16 protein-coding genes are annotated in these 16,518 nt (G+C 72.7%); 3 read left to right on the top strand and 13 right to left on the bottom strand.

Annotation, left to right across the window (positions count from 1 at the left end):
• Positions 1–367: 367 nt before the first annotated feature.
• A complete protein-coding gene (locus BZZ08_RS18505) occupies positions 368–1,309 on the bottom strand; it encodes a 2-hydroxyacid dehydrogenase (protein ID WP_104633363.1) in 942 nt (313 codons plus the stop codon).
• 74 nt (positions 1,310–1,383) lie between these two features.
• On the opposite strand from BZZ08_RS18505, the gene BZZ08_RS18500 reads away from it, so the two are divergent.
• A complete protein-coding gene (locus BZZ08_RS18500; RefSeq protein WP_104633362.1) occupies positions 1,384–2,382 on the top strand; it encodes an aldo/keto reductase in 999 nt (332 codons plus the stop codon).
• 100 nt (positions 2,383–2,482) lie between these two features.
• Positions 2,483–3,691: a PQQ-dependent sugar dehydrogenase gene (locus BZZ08_RS18495; protein ID WP_104633361.1), complete on the top strand. Its 1,209-nt coding sequence runs from the start codon at positions 2,483–2,485 to the stop codon at positions 3,689–3,691.
• 8 nt (positions 3,692–3,699) lie between these two features.
• On the opposite strand, the gene BZZ08_RS18490 is transcribed toward BZZ08_RS18495, so the two are convergent.
• From BZZ08_RS18490 to BZZ08_RS18435, 12 genes are all read right to left on the bottom strand, one after another.
• Positions 3,700–3,909, bottom strand: a complete 210-nt coding sequence (locus BZZ08_RS18490; protein WP_104633360.1) for a DUF6191 domain-containing protein — start codon at positions 3,907–3,909, stop codon at positions 3,700–3,702.
• A 37-nt stretch (positions 3,910–3,946) separates the two neighbouring features.
• Positions 3,947–7,048: a helix-turn-helix transcriptional regulator gene (locus BZZ08_RS18485; protein ID WP_198601559.1), complete on the bottom strand. Its 3,102-nt coding sequence runs from the start codon at positions 7,046–7,048 to the stop codon at positions 3,947–3,949.
• A gap of 104 nt (positions 7,049–7,152) precedes the next feature.
• Positions 7,153–7,338: a hypothetical protein gene (locus BZZ08_RS18480; protein ID WP_104633358.1), complete on the bottom strand. Its 186-nt coding sequence runs from the start codon at positions 7,336–7,338 to the stop codon at positions 7,153–7,155.
• A gap of 196 nt (positions 7,339–7,534) precedes the next feature.
• Positions 7,535–8,134, bottom strand: coding sequence for a hypothetical protein (locus BZZ08_RS18475; protein ID WP_104633357.1), 600 nt, complete (start codon positions 8,132–8,134; stop codon positions 7,535–7,537).
• 35 nt (positions 8,135–8,169) lie between these two features.
• Positions 8,170–8,751 (bottom strand): GNAT family N-acetyltransferase, encoded by a 582-nt coding sequence (locus BZZ08_RS18470; RefSeq protein ID WP_104633356.1) that lies wholly within the window; start codon positions 8,749–8,751, stop codon positions 8,170–8,172.
• The gene (locus BZZ08_RS18465; protein WP_104633355.1) at positions 8,729–10,975 is read right to left on the bottom strand and encodes an MMPL family transporter; all 2,247 of its coding nucleotides are present in this window, start codon (positions 10,973–10,975) and stop codon (positions 8,729–8,731) included. The genes BZZ08_RS18470 and BZZ08_RS18465 overlap by 23 nt, the downstream gene beginning before the upstream one ends.
• A gap of 241 nt (positions 10,976–11,216) precedes the next feature.
• Complete coding sequence (gene gatB / locus BZZ08_RS18460) at positions 11,217–12,731, bottom strand: Asp-tRNA(Asn)/Glu-tRNA(Gln) amidotransferase subunit GatB (RefSeq protein WP_104633354.1); 1,515 nt, start codon at positions 12,729–12,731, stop codon at positions 11,217–11,219.
• 15 nt (positions 12,732–12,746) lie between these two features.
• On the bottom strand, positions 12,747–12,986 hold the full coding sequence (locus BZZ08_RS18455) for a hypothetical protein (RefSeq protein WP_104633353.1): 240 nt from the start codon (positions 12,984–12,986) through the stop codon (positions 12,747–12,749).
• Positions 12,983–14,476 carry an Asp-tRNA(Asn)/Glu-tRNA(Gln) amidotransferase subunit GatA gene (gene gatA, locus BZZ08_RS18450; protein WP_104633352.1) on the bottom strand — a complete coding sequence of 498 codons (1,494 nt, stop codon included), beginning with the start codon at positions 14,474–14,476 and terminating at the stop codon, positions 12,983–12,985. Before gatA ends, BZZ08_RS18455 begins: the two co-directional genes overlap by 4 nt.
• A gap of 3 nt (positions 14,477–14,479) precedes the next feature.
• Positions 14,480–14,776, bottom strand: a complete 297-nt coding sequence (gene gatC / locus BZZ08_RS18445) for an Asp-tRNA(Asn)/Glu-tRNA(Gln) amidotransferase subunit GatC (protein ID WP_104633351.1) — start codon at positions 14,774–14,776, stop codon at positions 14,480–14,482.
• Positions 14,777–14,893: 117 nt separating this feature from the next.
• The gene (locus BZZ08_RS18440) at positions 14,894–15,412 is read right to left on the bottom strand and encodes a cupin domain-containing protein (protein ID WP_104633350.1); all 519 of its coding nucleotides are present in this window, start codon (positions 15,410–15,412) and stop codon (positions 14,894–14,896) included.
• Positions 15,413–15,448: 36 nt separating this feature from the next.
• The gene (locus tag BZZ08_RS18435) at positions 15,449–15,820 is read right to left on the bottom strand and encodes a DUF4267 domain-containing protein (protein ID WP_104633349.1); all 372 of its coding nucleotides are present in this window, start codon (positions 15,818–15,820) and stop codon (positions 15,449–15,451) included.
• A gap of 85 nt (positions 15,821–15,905) precedes the next feature.
• Between BZZ08_RS18435 and BZZ08_RS18430 the strand changes: the two genes are divergently transcribed.
• Positions 15,906–16,499 (top strand): TetR/AcrR family transcriptional regulator, encoded by a 594-nt coding sequence (locus BZZ08_RS18430; RefSeq protein ID WP_104633348.1) that lies wholly within the window; start codon positions 15,906–15,908, stop codon positions 16,497–16,499.
• Positions 16,500–16,518: the final 19 nt, after the last annotated feature.

The following is a 16,518-nucleotide window of genomic DNA, read 5'->3' as shown; positions in this document are numbered from 1 at the left end:
GCGTACACCGGTGGGCCGGCCGGCCCTGCCTGCCACGGTCGCCCGGCCGCCGCGGGTGGGGGCAGCGCTGTGCGGGCCGACCGCCGTGGGGGCCGTGCCGTCCCCGTCGGTGCGCGGTCGTGCGCCAGGGTCGCCGGCGGCGGCTCCGCCGCGTCGGATCGTTGGTCCATAGGCCGTGCATCGCCCGTCGCCCCCCTCACAGTCTGAGATGTCCATCCCCGGCGCCGTACGGTGCGCGGCGCGTCCCCTGTCGGACGATACACCAGTCTCGTCACTCAGGGACATAGGTTCTCTACGCTCCGTGACGACCAGCGGATATGCGCGCACCCACCGCATCCGGGGGGTCGCGGAGGGTGCCCGAAACCGATTACGCGCCCGTCGTCAGGATCACGTTGCGCAGCGGCTCCCGGTTCACGAACCGGCTCAACTGGCCCACCAGCAGCCGCTTGGCGCGCGGCAGGAAGGCGGAGGTCGGACCGCCCGCGTGCGGGCTGACGACTATGCCGGGAGCATGCCACAGGGGGTGGCCCGGCGGCAGCGGTTCGGGGTCGGTCACGTCGAGGGCGGCGGTGAGGCGCCCGCTCTCCAGTTCGGCGAGCAACGCCTTCGTGTCCACGACCGGTCCGCGCGCCACGTTGACGAGCAGGGCACCGTCCTTCATCCGGGCCAGGAACTCGGCGTCGACCAGTCCCCGGGTGGCCTCGGTGAGCGGGGTGGACAGGATGACGACGTCCGCCCGCGGGAGCAGGGCGGGGAGTTCGGTGAGCGGGTGCACGGGGCCGCGCTCCGTGGTGCGGGCGGAGCGCGCGACGCGCACCACCGGCGCGACCTCGAACGGCACGAGCCGGTCCTCGATCGCGGCGCCGATCGACCCGTACCCGACGATGAGGACCGTCCGGTCCGCGAGCGCGGGCCGGAAGCCGCCGAGCCACTCGCCGCGGTCCTGCGCCCGCACGAAGTCCGGGATGCCGCGCAGCGACGCCAGGATCAGGGCCAGGGTCAGCTCCGCGGTGCTGGCCTCGTGCACGCCGCGCGCGTTGCACAGCCGTACGCCCGCGGGCAGGTGCTTCAGACCGGGCTCGACGTGGTCGATGCCCGCCGAGAGGGTCTGGACGACCTGGACGGAGCGCATCTCGGGCAGCGGGCGTACGCCGATCCCGCTGGGCTTCATGTAGGGGACGACGTAGAACGCACAGTCGGCCGGGTCGGCGGGATAGGTCTCCTGGCCGTCCCAGTGGCGGTAGGCGGGACCTTCGGGAAGGCCCTCGATCTCGTCCGGCGGGATGGGCAGCCACACGTCAGCAGTCATGGTCAGGAGGCTATGTCAGGGGGCGGAGAGGCAAAGGTTAGGTTGGGTGGTCCGACAAGGGAGGGTCACGACCGGTGGAGCGCAGGACGATCGGCGCGACGGCACTCGCGGTGGGGGCCGTCGGACTGGGGTGCATGCCGATGAACTGGGCGTACAGCGCCTCGCGGCAGCGCGGTGACGAGTCGCTCAGGGCGGTGCACCGGGCCCTCGATCTCGGGTCCTCCCTGCTGGACACGGCGGACATGTACGGCCCGTTCACCAACGAGCTGCTGCTGGGCCGGGTGTTGAAGGAGCGGCGGTCCGAGGCCTTCGTGTCGACCAAGGTCGGGCTGCTGGTGGGGGAACAGCACATCGTGGCCAACGGCCGCCCCGGCTATGTGAGACGTGCCTGCGACGCGTCGCTGCGGCGGCTGCAGACGGACGTCATCGACCTGTACCAACTGCACCGTGCGGACCCCGAGATACCCGTCGAGGAGACCTGGGGCGCGATGGCGGAGCTGGTGCGGGCCGGGAAGGTGCGGGCGCTCGGCCTGTGCGCGGTCGGGGCGCGCTCGGCCCGGCGGCCGGGGGCGCGGCTGCACGACGCGACGATCCGCCAACTGGAGCGGGTGCAGCAGGTCTTCCCGGTGAGCGCGGTCGAGGCCGAGCTGTCGGTGTGGTCGCCGGAGGCGCTGCGGACCCTGCTGCCGTGGTGCGTCTCGCGCGGCGTCGGCTTCCTGGCCGCGATGCCGCTGGGCAACGGCTATCTGACCGGCACGCTGACGCCCGGCCAGGGCTTCGAGCCGGAGGACCTGCGGGCCCGGCACCCGCGCTTCACCGCCGAGATGATGGCCGCCAACCAGCCGATCGTGGCCGCGCTGCGCCGGATCGCGGCCCGGCACGGCGACGGGGTCACCGCGGCGCAGGTGGCGCTGGCCTGGGTGCTGGCGCAGGGGCGGCACGTGGTGCCGGTGCCGGGCACCAAGCAGGAGCGCTGGGTGACGCAGAACGCGGGGGCGGCCCGGCTGCGGCTGACCGAGCGGGACCTGGCGGAGGTGCGGGCGCTGCCGCCGGCACAGGGTTCCTGGGAGTGACGCGGGCGGTCGCCCCGGCCGGCCGCCGCCGGACCCGGTCACGGCCCCGGTCCCGGGTTCGGGATGCGCCGATCGGGAACTCGGACGGCCCGTGCGGTGTATGACAAGGAGAACCCGCCGCGTCGAAGGGACCAAGATCGTGCAACGTCGAGCCGTGCCGGCCGTGCTGGCCGCCGCTCTCCTGCTGACGGCCGGCTGCTCCTCCGGCTCCTCCGGCGGCGCGGACCCGTCCGGAGCGGACGGCAGCTCCTCCCCGGCCAGTACGGCGGCGCCGTCCTCGTCCGCCGGGTCGCCGGCCGAGGAGACACCCCCCGCGAAGGGCTCGGTCAAGGTGCTCCGTACGGTCGCCACGGGGCTGGACAGCCCCTGGGGTCTGGCCCCGCTGCCGGGCGGCGACCTGCTGGTCTCCTCCCGCGACGAGGCCACGATCACGCGGGTCGACACCGAGTCGGGCAAGAAGACCGAGCTGGGCGAGGTGCCCGGGGTGTCCCCGTCCGGCGAGGGCGGTCTCCTGGGCATCGCGCTCTCCCCCGACTTCGCCTCCGACCACCTGGTCTACGCGTACTTCACCTCGGCCTCGGACAACCGCGTCGTACGCATGCTGTACGACGAGAAGAAGCCGGCCGGCCAGCAGCTGGGCGCCCCGGACACCGTCTTCCGGGGCATCCCGAAGGGCGTGATCCACAACGGCGGCCGGATCGCGTTCGGCCCCGACAAGATGCTCTACGCGGGCACGGGCGAGAGCGGTGACACGGGCCTGGCGCAGGACAAGAAGTCCCTCGGCGGCAAGATCCTGCGGATGACCCCGGACGGCGCACCGGCGCCCGGCAACCCCTTCCCCGACTCCCCCGTGTACTCGTACGGCCACCGGAACGTGCAGGGGCTGGCCTGGGACGGCAAGCAGCGGCTGTTCGCCTCGGAGTTCGGCCAGGACACCTGGGACGAGCTGAACGCGATCAAGCCGGGTGACAACTACGGCTGGCCCGAGGCCGAGGGCAAGGGCGGCGGCTCCGGGTTCCACGACCCCGTCGCGCAGTGGAGGACCGACGACGCCTCCCCCAGCGGCATCGCCTACGCCGAGGGCTCCGTGTGGATGGCGGGGCTGCGCGGTGAGCGGCTGTGGCGGATCCCGCTGAAGGGGACGGAGGCCGCGGCCGACCCGCAGTCCTTCCTGGAGGGCGAGTACGGCCGACTGCGCACGGTGGCCCCGGCGGGCGGCGACAAGCTGTGGCTGGTGACCAGCAACACGGACGGCCGCGGCGACCCGAAGGGCGACGACGACCGGATCCTGGAGCTGCAGGTGAGGTAGGCGACCGGCTACGCGTCCTCCGGGGACGGGGTCCCCGGGTCCTCCGCCTCCTCGTCGGAACGCGGCCGGTGGACGACGACCTTGCCCGACGTGAGGTCTATGGGGCCGTGACCGGGGTCGCCGTCCCCCACGTCCTCGCGGGTCAGTTCGAGGCGGTTCTGCTCGTCCTGGGTGTGTTTGCGGCCGGGGGAGAACAGTTCCTCGAATGCGTTGAACATCGTGCCTCCGTCGGTCGGCGTCCTTACAGCGTAAGCCTCACTCCGCCGAGCGGGACGTGAGCGGTTCGGCGGGGAACAGCGCCAGCCGGTGGGCCACCGCCGCCGCCTCGCCCCGGCCGGAGACGCCGAGCTTGGCCAGGATGTTGGAGACGTGGACGCTGGCCGTCTTGGGGGAGATGAAGAGTTCCTCCGCTATCTGCCGGTTGGTGCGGCCGTCGGAGACCAGCCGCAGGACGTCGCGCTCCCGGCCGGTCAGGCCGAGGGCCTCGACGGGGTCGGCGGGCGGGGACGCGGGGTCCGGTGCGGCGGCGCGGCCGAGGGTGAGGCGGGCGCGCCGGCCGAGTTCGGCCACGGCGTCGGCCAGCGGACGGGCGCCGAGGTGGTCGGCGACGGTGCCGGCCAGGCGCAGCAGCTCCGTGGCCCGGGCACGCTCGTCCTCGCCGCCGGTCGCCAGGAGGGCGCCGGCCAGCCGGTGCCGGACGCGGGCGAGGTCGTAGGGCCGCTCCAGGCATTCGAGGGCGGTGACCGCCTCCGACCAGAGCCGCGGGGTGTCGCGGCCCCGGGCGCGGTGGAGTTCGGCGCGGACCCACCGCTCGTGGGCGACCCAGACCGGGGCGCCCGTCGTCAGGTGCTTCGCGGCCCCGGCGAGGCGTTCGAGGATGTCGGCGCGTCCCGCTTCGGCCTCCGGCAGGGTGCGCGCGTCGGCCTCCGCCGCGGCGGCGGACAGCAGCAGCGGCCAGCCGTAGCGCTGGGTGCCGGGCGGGAAGCCCGTGTCCAGGACGCGGGCGAGTTCGGCGCGGGCGTCCTGGAGGCGGCCCTCGGCCGCGGCGACGCCGACGGTGAGGGCCGCCAGCGGCAGACGGTGCTGCGGCATGGGGTCGTGGGAGCCGTAGGCGGCGCGGGCCTCGGCGAGCAGCCGGGCGGCCTCGGCCCGCTCGCCGCGGGCGAGGGCGACGGCGGCGCGCTTGAGTGCGGCGCCACCGCGCGGTGCGGGGCTGCGGCCCGGTGCTCCGGCCCGGTCCGCCGCTTCCAGGGCCTCGTCCCAGCGGCCCAGGGAGATCAGCGACTCGGCGAGGTTGCCCCAGACCCAGGCCTCGGACTCCAGCAGGCCCGTCCGCCGGGTGAGTTCGATGCCCTCGCGCAGGATGCCGAGCGCGTCCCGCGAGCGGCCGACGCTCTCCAGGGCCGAGGGCAGGTTGACATGGCTGCGGGCCACCACGACGGACCGGTCCTTGGCCACCACCAGATCCCTGACCTGGAACATCTCGGCGAGCCCGGCGTCGATCTGCCCCGCGTCGACCATCAGGCCGCCCAGGGTGAGCCGGGCGTTGAGCTCGATCTCGTCGGCGCCCACCATGCGCGCGTACTCGACGGCCCGTTCGGCTGCCGTCATGGCGTCGGGGCCGGGGCAGTGGAGCATCGACCAGTTGGCGGACATGGCCAGCACCTCGGCGTGCACCTGGGAGGGTGGCAGGCCGCGCACCAGCTCCTGGGCGATGCCCAGTTCCCGCCAGCCGTCGCCGCGGCCCTGGGCCTGGACCAGCAGGGAGCGCTGGGTCCAGAACCAGGCGGCGCGCTGCGGGTCCCGGCCACCCGCGCCCGCGCCCGCGCCGGTGTCCTGTTCGTCCAGCAGGCGCAGCGCCCGCTTGGTGATCTTCATGGCGCGCTCGCGCTCGCCGCACAGCCGCCCGGCGACAGCCGCCTCGGCCATCAGGTCCAGGTAGCGCAGGGGTGTGGTGGCGGGGTCGCAGCCGCAGGGCGGGTAGACCTCGGTGTAGTCCACGGGGCGCAGGGTGGCCCGTACGTCGTCGGGCACGGAGTCCCACAGCTCCATCGCGCGCTCCAGCAGCCGCAGCTGCTCGGAGTAGGCGTGCCGGCGGCGGGCCTCGACGGAGGCGTCCAGGACGGCGGGCAGGGCCTTGGCCGGGGCGTGGGCGTGGTACCAGTAGCTGGCCAGGCGCATCACGCGCTCGGCGGCGGGCACCAGTGTGGGATCGGCGTCCAGCGCCTCCGCGTAGCGCCGGTTGAGGCGGGAGCGTTCGCCGGGCAGCAGGTCGTCGCCGACGGCCTCGCGGACCAGGGAGTGGCGGAAGCGGTAGCCGTCGCCGTCGGGCGCGGGGAGCAGGATGTTGGCGTTCACCGCGGAGCGCAGCGCCTCGATGAGGTCGTCCTCGGCGAGCCGGGCGACGGCGGCGAGCAGCCGGTACTCGACGGTGGAGCCGCCCTCGGCGACGATCCGGGCCACCCGCTGGGCGCTCTCGGGCAGGGCTTCGACGCGGACCAGGAGCAGGTCGCGCAGGGAGTCGGTGAGGCCGGTGCAGCTGCCTTCGTGGGCGGCGACGGCGAGTTCCTCGACGAAGAAGGCGTTGCCGTCGGAGCGTTCGAAGATCGCGTCGACCTGGAGCGGGTCGGGCTCGTGGGCGAGGATCCCGGCGATCTGGCGGCCCACCTCGTCGCGGGTGAAGCGGCCGAGTTCGAGGCGGCGGACGGTGCGCAGCCGGTCCAGCTCGGCGAGCAGGGGGCGCAGCGGGTGGCGGCGGTGGATGTCGTCGGAGCGGTAGGTGGCCAGGACGACGAGGCGGCCGGTGCGCAGGGTGCGGAAGAGGTAGGCGATCAGATGGCGGGTGGAGGCGTCGGCCCAGTGCAGGTCCTCCAGGACGAGGACGACGGTGTGGTGGGCGGCGACGCGCTCCAGCAGGCGGGCGGTGAGTTCGAAGAGCCGGGCCATGCTCTCCTCGTCGTGCCGGCCGGTGCCGGGTCCGGTGGCGGCGCCCTCGCCCAGTTCGGGCAGCAGCCGGGCCAGCTCCTCCTCCTGCCCGGCGGCCGCGGCGGCCAGTTCCTCGGGCAGTTGGCGGCGCAGGGCGCGCAGCGCGGTGGAGAAGGGCGCGAAGGGCAGCCCGTCGGCGCCGATCTCCACGCAGCCGCCCAGCGCGACGACGGCGCCACGCCGGTCCGCCGCGGCGGCGAACTCCTCGACGAGGCGGGTCTTGCCGACGCCGGCCTCGCCGCCGAGCAGCAGGGCCTGGGGCTCTCCCCCGGTGGCGGACGCGCGGGCGAGCGCCTCGTTCAACGTGTCCAGTTCGCCGGTGCGGCCGACGAACACGGGACTGACGGACCTGGTCTCCACGGACCCGAGCATCGCACGGGGGTACGACAGCGGGTCACCGGTTTTCGGCAGGTGGACGGCGACGGGAACGACGGCGGGGAGGGAGGCCGTGCGGCCTCCCTCCCCGGCTCCCCCGTTCACGCGGCCCGGGGGAACCGGTGCCGGTGCTGTCGCGGCGTATGGCTCTCCGCCTCGGCGGCGCCGTGGCGGGCCGCCCGGCGGGCGGCGCGCCGGGCCCGGACCGCCTCGCGGGCCAGCCGGGCCTCGTCGGCGCGGCGGATCAGCTCGGCGGAGCGATACCGCTGGATCTCGTACTCGTACATGGTGTGCCCCTCGGTTCCTCTTCGGTTTCGGCTTCGCTCGTTTGCGATGCCTCAACCTTCGTCTCCCAGGGGGGTGGGCCACATCGGGTAAGTTCCGCATCTTCGGCGCCGCGGGGGGCCTTAGACATCCGTGAGGGGTCTTAGGACGCGCGCCACAGGCGTGCGATGGCCCTAAGACCCCTCAGAAGGTGCCTGGTCAGCCGGCGGAGGGCAGCCCCAGCAGGACGTCCGTGTACTTCAGGACGGCCAGGAGCAGGCCGATGACGCCGAGGGCGACGCCCGCCCAGGCGACCGACTTGATCCACGGGGCCTGCGGGCGGCCCGGCGCGCCGAACGCGGGGCGGGCCAGCACGACGACGCCGACGATCAGCGCGACCAGGGCGAAGATGCCGCCCCACATCGCGGTGGCCTGCCAGGCGTTGCCGTAGCCCTTCTCGATCAGCGTGCCGACGTTCGACGACGAGGAGGTCTGCAGCTGGCCCATCAGCGACTCGCGCGCGGAGGCCACGGTGCCGACCCAGCTGCCGGTCAGGGAGACGATGCCGAGACCGGCGGAGACGACGGCGCCCGCGCCCTGCCCGACGCCGGTGGGGCCCGCCCCGGTCCCTTCGGTGCCGTCCGTGTCCTCGTCCGCCGCCGCGTCGGCGCCCTCCGGGGTGTCGGTCTCGGCCGCCTCGGGGGCCTCGGCCGCCTTGGTGACCTCGGTGGACCCGGCGGCGTCGGTCGCCTCGGTCGCCTCGTCCGTCTTGTGCTCGTCGGTCTTCACGCCGGTCTCGTCCACTGTCTTCGTTCCCATGCCTCGCACCGTACGGACGCTGTCTGAGAGGTCCCTTAATGATCCTTGTGAGCGGCACGCGCGCGTGCCTCGCGTGCCGCACGCCACTCGGGTGCGAGCACCGCCCACACCTCCATGTCCTGGCGCGTGCCCCGGTGGGGGAAGCTCTCGCGCAGCACGCCCTCTCGCATCATGCCGAGTCGCCGCGCGGCGTTGACACTCGGGGTGTTCGCCGAGGAGGCGTACCACTCCACGCGGTGCATGCCGCGCTCGTCGAAGGCCCAGTCGATCAGCACGCGGGCGCCGCGGGTGACCAGGCCGCGGCCCGTTGCCGCGGGCTCCAGCCAGCAGCCGATCTCGCAGACGCCGGTGGCGGCGTCGAAGACCCGGTAGAGCAGGCCGCCGACCAGCGTGCCGTCCAGCCACAGCCCGTGCAGGAAGCCGCTGTCGGCGGCGTGCCGGTCGGCGTAGGCCTGGAGCACCTCGCGCGCCGAGTCGACGTCGGTGGCCTTCGCCCCGAACGGGATGTGCTCGGTGATGAAGTCCCGGCCGCGGTCCAGGTGGGCCAGGAACTCCTCGGCGTGCCAGGTCTCCAGGGGGCGCAGCTCGGCTCCGTCACCCAGTGGTATCGCGTACATCCCGCTGTCGTTCCTCCTTTGCGAGGACGTCCGCCACCTCGGCGTCCGTCACCGCGGCCAGCCTTTCATGGGCGGCCCGGCACTCGGGCGGCTCGATGCTGATGCGGGGCAGGAGGGCGTCCAGGCGGCGCGGCAGCCACCAGTTGGCGCGGCCGAGCAGGTGCATCAGGGCGGGCACCAGGAGGGTGCGCAGCACGAAGGCGTCCAGGGCGACGGCGGCGGCGAGCGCGATGCCGAACATGGCGATCACCCGGTCGCCGCTGAGGACGAAGGCGAGGAAGACCGAGATCATGATGACGGCGGCGGAGTTGATCACGCGGCCGGTCTCGGCGAGTCCGACCCGGACGGCGCGGCGGTTGTCGCCGGTCTCCAGCCACTCCTCGTACATCCGGCTGACGAGGAAGACCTGGTAGTCCATGGAGAGCCCGAAGAGCACCGAGACCATGATCACGGGCAGGAAGGGTTCGATCGGCCCGGCGCTGCCGAGGCCGAGCAGTTCGCTCCCCCAGCCCCACTGGAAGATCGCCACCACCACGCCGAAGGCGGCGGCCACCGCGGCCACGTTCATGGCGGCGGCCTTGAGGGGGATGCCGACGGAGCGGAAGGCCAGCAGGAGCAGCAGGCAGCCGAGCCCGATGACGACGCCGACGAAGAGGGGCAGCTTGCCGATGATGACGTCGGCGAAGTCGTCGTAGCCGGCCGTCACGCCGCCCACGTGCACGTCGAGCGCCGTACCGGCCTCGGCGCGCGGCAGCACCTCGTCGCGCAGCCGTTCGACCAGGTCGCTGGTCTGCTGCGACTGCGGCGCCGACTCGGGTACGACGGTGAGGTACGCCGCGTCGCCGCCGGAGTTGTACATCACCGGTGTCACCGAGGAGACGCCCTCGGTGGTGCGCAGGGTGGCGTCGAGGTTGTCCAGGGCGAGGCGGTCCTCGGCGCCGCGGACCTCGGTGACCAGGGTGAGCGGACCGTTGACGCCGGGGCCGAAGCCGTCGGCGAGGAGGTCGTAGGCCTGGCGGGTGGTGGTGCCCTTGGGGTCGTTGCCCTGGTCGGAGGTGCCGAGGCGCAGGCCGAGGGTGGGCAGGGCGATGACGGTGATGACGACGAGGGCGAGCACGCCGAGCAGTTTCGGGTGACGCTCGACGAAGGCCGACCAGCGGGCGGCGAACCCGGTCGGCACCTCGGGCTCGGGACCGTGCTCGGCGAGCCGGCGCCGCTCGCGCCGGCTCAGGGCGCGCGGGCCGATGTACGCCAGCAGGGCCGGCAGCAGCGTCACGGAGGCCGCGACGGTGAGGAGCACGGTCAGCGAGGCGGCGAGGGCGACGCCGTTGAGGAAGCTGAGCCGGAGGATCAGCATCCCCAGCAGGGCGATGCACACGGTGGCACCCGCGAAGACGACGGCTCGTCCGGTGGTCGCCACGGCGTCGGCGGCGGCCTCCGCGACCGACAGCCCCCGTTTCAGTCCGCGCCGGTGTCGGGTGACGATGAACAGGGCGTAGTCGATGCCCACGCCGAGTCCGATGAGGGTGCCCAGCATGGGAGCGAAGTCGGCGACGGTCATGGCGTGGCCGAGGAGCGTGATGCCGGCGTAGGCGGTGCCGACGGAGACCAGCGCGGTGGCGATGGGCAGCAGCGCCGCGGCGACGGAGCCGAAGGCCAGGAACAGGACGACCGCGGCCACGGCCACGCCGACGGCCTCGGCGAGGTGGCTGCCGCCGGACTCGGTGAGCGCTATGGCGCTGCCGCCCAGTTCGATCCGGAGTCCGTCGGTCTCGGCCGACTCGGCGGTGTCGACCACGGCCCGCGCCTGGCCCGCGTCGATGTCCTGGGAGGCGGCCCCGAAGGTGACGGTGGCGTACGCGGTGTCGGCGTTCTCGCTGATGAGAGGCGAGTCGGGGTCGTGGTACGGGTTGGTGACCGCGGCCACCCCGGGCAGGTCCGCGATGCGGTCCAGGGTGCGGGTCATGGCCTGTTCGACGTCGGCGGCGCGGACGGTGCCGGTCGTGGTGTGCCAGACGATCGTGTCGCTGTCGCCGCCGAGGTCGGGGAAGCGGGATTCGAGCAGCCGGGAGGCGCGGTCGGAGCCGGTGCCGGGGATCCCGTAGTCGTTGGAGTACGCGGAGCCGGTGACCGTGGCGGCCGCGGCCACGCCGCCGAGGGCGAGCAGCCAGAGCAGGACGGCTACCAGGCGACGTCGAACACACCAGCGTGCGAGGGCTGCCACGAACGTGCTCCCGGGGGTGTCTGATTGTGGATCTTTGACCGGGAACACCCGGAAAGCCGGGAACACCGGGAACAGACGTCCACGGTGTGAATCGCCCGCAAAGAACGCATGAGCAATGCGGAATCACTCTTGCAGGCAGAAGTGATCCTTTGCGGACTTAGTGGCCTTATTCACAACAACGGCCCTGGGGGGACACGCCGCGGTCGGCGTGTCCCCCCAGGGCTCGTGGTGTGACCGGATGTCAGCCCTCGGTGACGCCCAGCTTCTCCAGGATCAGCTCCTTGACGCGGGCCGCGTCCGCCTGGCCCCGGGTCGCCTTCATGACCGCGCCGACCAGGGCGCCGGCCGCGGCCACCTTGCCGCCGCGGATCTTGTCCGCGACGCCCGGGTTGCCGGCGATGGCCTCGTCGACGGCGGCGGTCAGCGCGCCCTCGTCGGAGACGACCTTCAGACCGCGCCGGTCGACGACCTCGTCCGGCGTGCCCTCACCGGCGAGGACGCCCAGGATGACCTGGCGGGCCAGCTTGTCGTTCAGCTCGCCCTTCGTGACCAGTTCGGCGACGCGGGCGACCTGGACCGGCGTGATCGCCAGCTCGTCGAGCGTCTTGCCCGACTCGTTGGCGCTGCGGGCCAGCTCGCCCATCCACCACTTGCGGGCGGAGGCCGCGTCGGCACCGGCGTCGATCGTGGCGACGATCGGGTCCAGGGCTCCGGCGTTGAGGATGGACTGCATGTCGTTGCCGGAGATGCCCCACTCCTCGCGGAGCCGGTTGCGGCGCACCAGCGGCAGCTCGGGCAGGGCGGACCGGATCTCCTCGACCCACTCGCGGGACGGGGCGACGGGCACCAGGTCGGGCTCCGGGAAGTACCGGTAGTCCTCCGCCTCCTCCTTCACGCGGCCGGAGGTCGTGGACCCCGTGTCCTCGTGGAAGTGGCGGGTCTCCTGGATGATCGTGCCGCCGTCGTTGAGCACGGCGGCGTGCCGCTGGATCTCGAAGCGGGCGGCACGCTCGACGGAGCGCAGCGAGTTGACGTTCTTGGTCTCGCTGCGGGTGCCGAACTTCTCCCGGCCGTGCGGGCGCAGCGACAGGTTCACGTCGCAGCGCATCTGGCCCATCTCCATGCGGGCATCGGACACGCCGAGGGCACGGATGAGTTCGCGCAGCTCGCGGACGTAGGCCCGCGCGACCTCCGGCGCCCGCTCGCCCGCGCCCTCGATCGGCTTGGTGACGATCTCGATGAGCGGGATGCCGGCGCGGTTGTAGTCGAGGAGGGAGTGCGAGGCCCCGTGGATACGGCCCGTGGCGCCGCCGACGTGCAGCGACTTGCCGGTGTCCTCCTCCATGTGGGCGCGCTCGATCTGGACGCGGAAGGTCTCCCCGTCCTCCAGCTGCACGTCGAGGTAGCCGTCGAAGGCGATGGGCTCGTCGTACTGGGAGGTCTGGAAGTTCTTCGGCATGTCCGGATAGAAGTAGTTCTTCCGGGCGAAGCGGCACCACTCGGCGATCTCGCAGTTCAGCGCGAGACCGATCTTGATCGCCGACTCCACGCCGGTCGCGTTGACGACCGGGAGCGCGCCGGGCATGCCGAGGCAGACGGGGCAGGTCTGGGTGTTCGGGTCGGCACCCAGTGCGGTCGAACAGCCGCAGAACATCTTGGTGTGGGTGCCGAGTTCGACATGGACCTCAAGGCCCATGACGGGGTCGTACGACGCGAGTGCGTCCTCGTACGACACCAGGTCGGTCGTGGTGGTCACGGTGAAACTTCCCTCTCAGCCCAGCAGGACGTCGTCGTCGCCGAGACGCTTCAGCTCGCGGTACAGGATGGCGAGGTTGGTGACGACGGCGGCTCCGGTGACGACGGCGTCGAGCAGTCGCAGCGTGTCGCTCTCGCCACGGGCCTTCTTGATCTGCTTGTAGACCCCGACGGCGCCGAACGCCGACGTGGCCATCGAGACGTACAGACCGGACTTGGACTTCTTGAAGCCCTTGGCCTTGGACAGTGCGTTCACAGCGACGGTGCCTCCTCGATCAGCGGGTGGCCCCACTTTTCCACGAAGGCGGCCTCGACGGCGGCGCCGACCTTGTAGAGCCGGTCGTCCTTCATGGCGGGGGCGATGATCTGCAGACCCACCGGCAGGTTGTCCTCGGGCGCGAGGCCGCAGGGCAGCGACATGGCCGCGTTGCCCGCCAGGTTGGTGGGGATGGTGCACAGGTCGGCCAGGTACATCGCCATCGGGTCGTCGGCGCGCTCGCCGATCGCGAAGGCGGTGGTCGGGGTCGTCGGGGAGACGATCACGTCGACCTGCTCGAAGGCCCGCTCGAACTCCTGCTTGATGAGGGTGCGGACCTTCTGGGCGCTGCCGTAGTACGCGTCGTAGTACCCGCTCGACAGGGCGTACGTGCCGAGCATGATGCGGCGCTTGACCTCGGGGCCGAACCCGGCCTCGCGGGTCAGGGAGGTGACCTCCTCGGCCGAGTGCGTGCCGTCGTCGCCGACGCGCGCGCCGTAGCGCAGGCCGTCGAAGCGGGCGAGGTTGGAGGAGCACTCGGAGGGCGCGATCAGGTAGTACGCGGAGAGCGCGAGGTCGAAGGACGGGCAGTCCAGCTCGACGATCTCGGCACCCAGCGACTTCAGCAGCTCGACGGACTCGTCGAAGCGCTGGACGACACCGGCCTGGTAGCCCTCGCCGCGGAACTGCTTGACGACGCCGACGCGCATGCCGTCCACGCTGCCGTTGCGGGCCGCCTCGACGACGGCGGGGACCGGCGCGTCGATGGAGGTGGAGTCCATCGGGTCGTGCCCGGCGATCACCTCGTGCAGCAGGGCCGCGTCCAGGACCGTGCGGGCGCAGGGGCCGCCCTGGTCGAGGGAGGAGGAGAAGGCCACCATGCCGTAGCGGGAGACGCCGCCGTACGTCGGCTTGACGCCGACCGTGCCGGTGACGGACGCGGGCTGACGGATGGAGCCGCCGGTGTCGGTGCCGATGGCGAGCGGGGCCTGGAAGGCGGCGAGCGCGGCGGACGAACCGCCGCCGGAGCCGCCGGGGATCTTGGTGAGGTCCCAGGGGTTGCCGGTCGGGCCGTAGGCGCTGTTCTCGGTGGAGGACCCCATGGCGAACTCGTCCATGTTGGTCTTGCCGAGGATGACGACGTCGGCGGCCTTGAGGCGCTTGGTGACGGTCGCGTCGTACGGCGGGATCCAGCCCTCGAGGATCTTCGAGCCGACGGTGGTGGGGATGCCCTCGGTGGTGAAGATGTCCTTGAGCGCGAGCGGGACACCGGCCAGCGGGCCGAGCTTCTCGCCGCGCTCGCGCTTCTCGTCGACGGCGCGGGCCTGGGCCAGCGCGCCCTCGCGGTCCACGTGCAGGAAGGCGTGCACCTTCTCGTCGACGGCCTCGATGCGGGCCAGGTGGGCCTCGGTGACCTGGACGGCGGTCAGCTCGCCGGACGCGATCCTCGCGGCGATCTCGGCCGCGGTGAGCTTGATGATGTCGCTCATGGCTTACTCCTCCCCCAGGATCTGCGGCACCTTGAAACGCTGCTGCTCCTGGGCCGGGGCGCCGGAGAGCGCCTGCTCGGGCGTGAGCGACGGACGGACCTCGTCCAGCCGCATGACGTTCGTCAGCGGGAGCGGGTGCGAGGTCGGCGGTACGTCTTGGTCGGCGACCTCGCTGACGCGGGCGACCGCGCCGATGATGTCGTCCAGCTGTCCCGCGAAGTGCTCGAGCTCTTCGGGCTTCAGCTCCAGACGCGCCAGCCGGGCGAGGTGGGCGACCTCCTCGCGCGTGATGCCAGGCATGCAGCGTTCCTCTGGGTGAGTGTTGGTCGGGGCACACCGGCCGGGGCGAGCTGCTCGTCCCGGTCGATTCGGCCCAATGGGTTTGGCCCAATCCTATGGGGCGGGGCCCCGTGGCCGTTAAACGGTTTCCCCCGGGGCGGCCGCGCGGCGCCGCGCGTCCCAGGCGCTGCTGCGCAGGAAGTGGTTGTCGTAGAGCTCCTGGACCTCCAGCAGGCTCTCCCTGGTGGCCTCGCCGAGGGCGATGCGCTGGAGGTGGCGGAAGTACTCGAAGCGCTCGACGCCCGGGGTGAGGACGATGAGCAGGTCGGCGTCGGTGCCCGGCACGGCGGCGAAGGCGTGCGGCTTGCCGGGCGGGACGACGACGAGGTCGCCGGGGCCCGCGGTGAGGACCTCGTCGCCGGAGAGGATGTCGGCGGCGCCGTCGAGCAGGAAGAACATCTCGGCGGAGTTGTCGTGCCAGTGCGGCGCGGCGCCGTCGGCGCCCGCGGTGAGGGTGACGCGCTGGGTGGACAGGGCGCCGCCGGTGGCGCTGCTGTCGGCCAGCAGGCGCACGGTGGTGGGCGCGCGGCCGACCACTTCGGCCTCGGCCTCGCGGACGACCACGGACTCGTCGAACTTCGGAACGAACAGCGACATTCTCGAACCCCCTGAGACGGTACGGCGGACGGGCGCTCAGACCGCGAAGAGCAGTCCGGCACTGATCAGGACAACGACCGCGGTGGCGAAGTGGATCCCGAAGGCCACCGCTTTCGTACCCCCGTGGCGCAGCACTATGAGCGTGTCGGCAAGCGGCACGAGGGCGACGCAGAGCATGAACCACGCCTCGGGGCGGGCGCCGGCGAAGGACAGCAGCGCCAGTCCCACCACGCCCAGCGTGCCGTCCCTGACGCCCTTGATCGTCAGATAGGTGCCGGCGTCGCCGCCGGGGTCGGCCGGGACGCCGTAGCCCGTGGCGGCCGCGCCGGGCTGGAACAGGAAGCGGTATCCGAGGAAGAGGCAGAACAGGTTGAGCACGATGGCCAGGGTGTACGCGGTGACGGTCACGACGACTCCTTGCTAGCAGCGCTAGGGACAGGAGTGACGCTAGCAGAGCAGCGACAGCATGGCTAGCGCTGCTAGCATCGCGGTCATGACGATTCAGGCGCGCCGGGAGCGCGAACGAGCGGAACGCGAGCGGCTGATCGTGACGGCCGCGGGGGACCTGGCCGAGGCGGAGGGCTGGGACGCGGTCACCACCCGCCGGCTGGCCGCGGAGATCGAGTACAGCCAGCCGGTCCTGTACAGCCACTTCAAGGGCAAGGGCGCGATCATGGCGGCGGTCGCGGTACGGGGCTGCGAGGAGCTGACGGCCGACCTGCGGGCGTCCACCGCGGCGGCCGAGGGCGCGCACCGGAGGCTGGCGGCGGTCGGCCGGGCGTACACGGACTTCGGACGGCGGCGGCCCGCGCTCTATGACGCGATGTGCACGCACTTGGTGGACCTGCCGTTCGCCACGCCCGAGGCCCCGGCACCCCTCCAGGAGGCGTTCGGCGAGCTGCTGCGCGCCGTCGAGCCGGTCGCGCGCGAGGGTGACGACCTGGCACTGCTCACGGAGACGTTCTGGGCGGGACTGCACGGCCTGGTGACCCTGATGCGCAGCGGCCGACTCCCTCAGGAGTCCCACGACCACCGACTCGCCCTGTCGATCGAGCGGTTCGCCCCGCAGGACGACGGGACGCGCTGAACGCAACGACCCGAGCTGC

It is taken from the genome of Streptomyces sp. MH60, assembly GCF_002939385.1.
Classification (GTDB): Bacteria; Actinomycetota; Actinomycetes; order Streptomycetales; family Streptomycetaceae; genus Streptomyces.
Note: the sequence above shows the minus strand (reverse complement) of the source record. Positions and strands in the feature narration are given on the sequence as shown.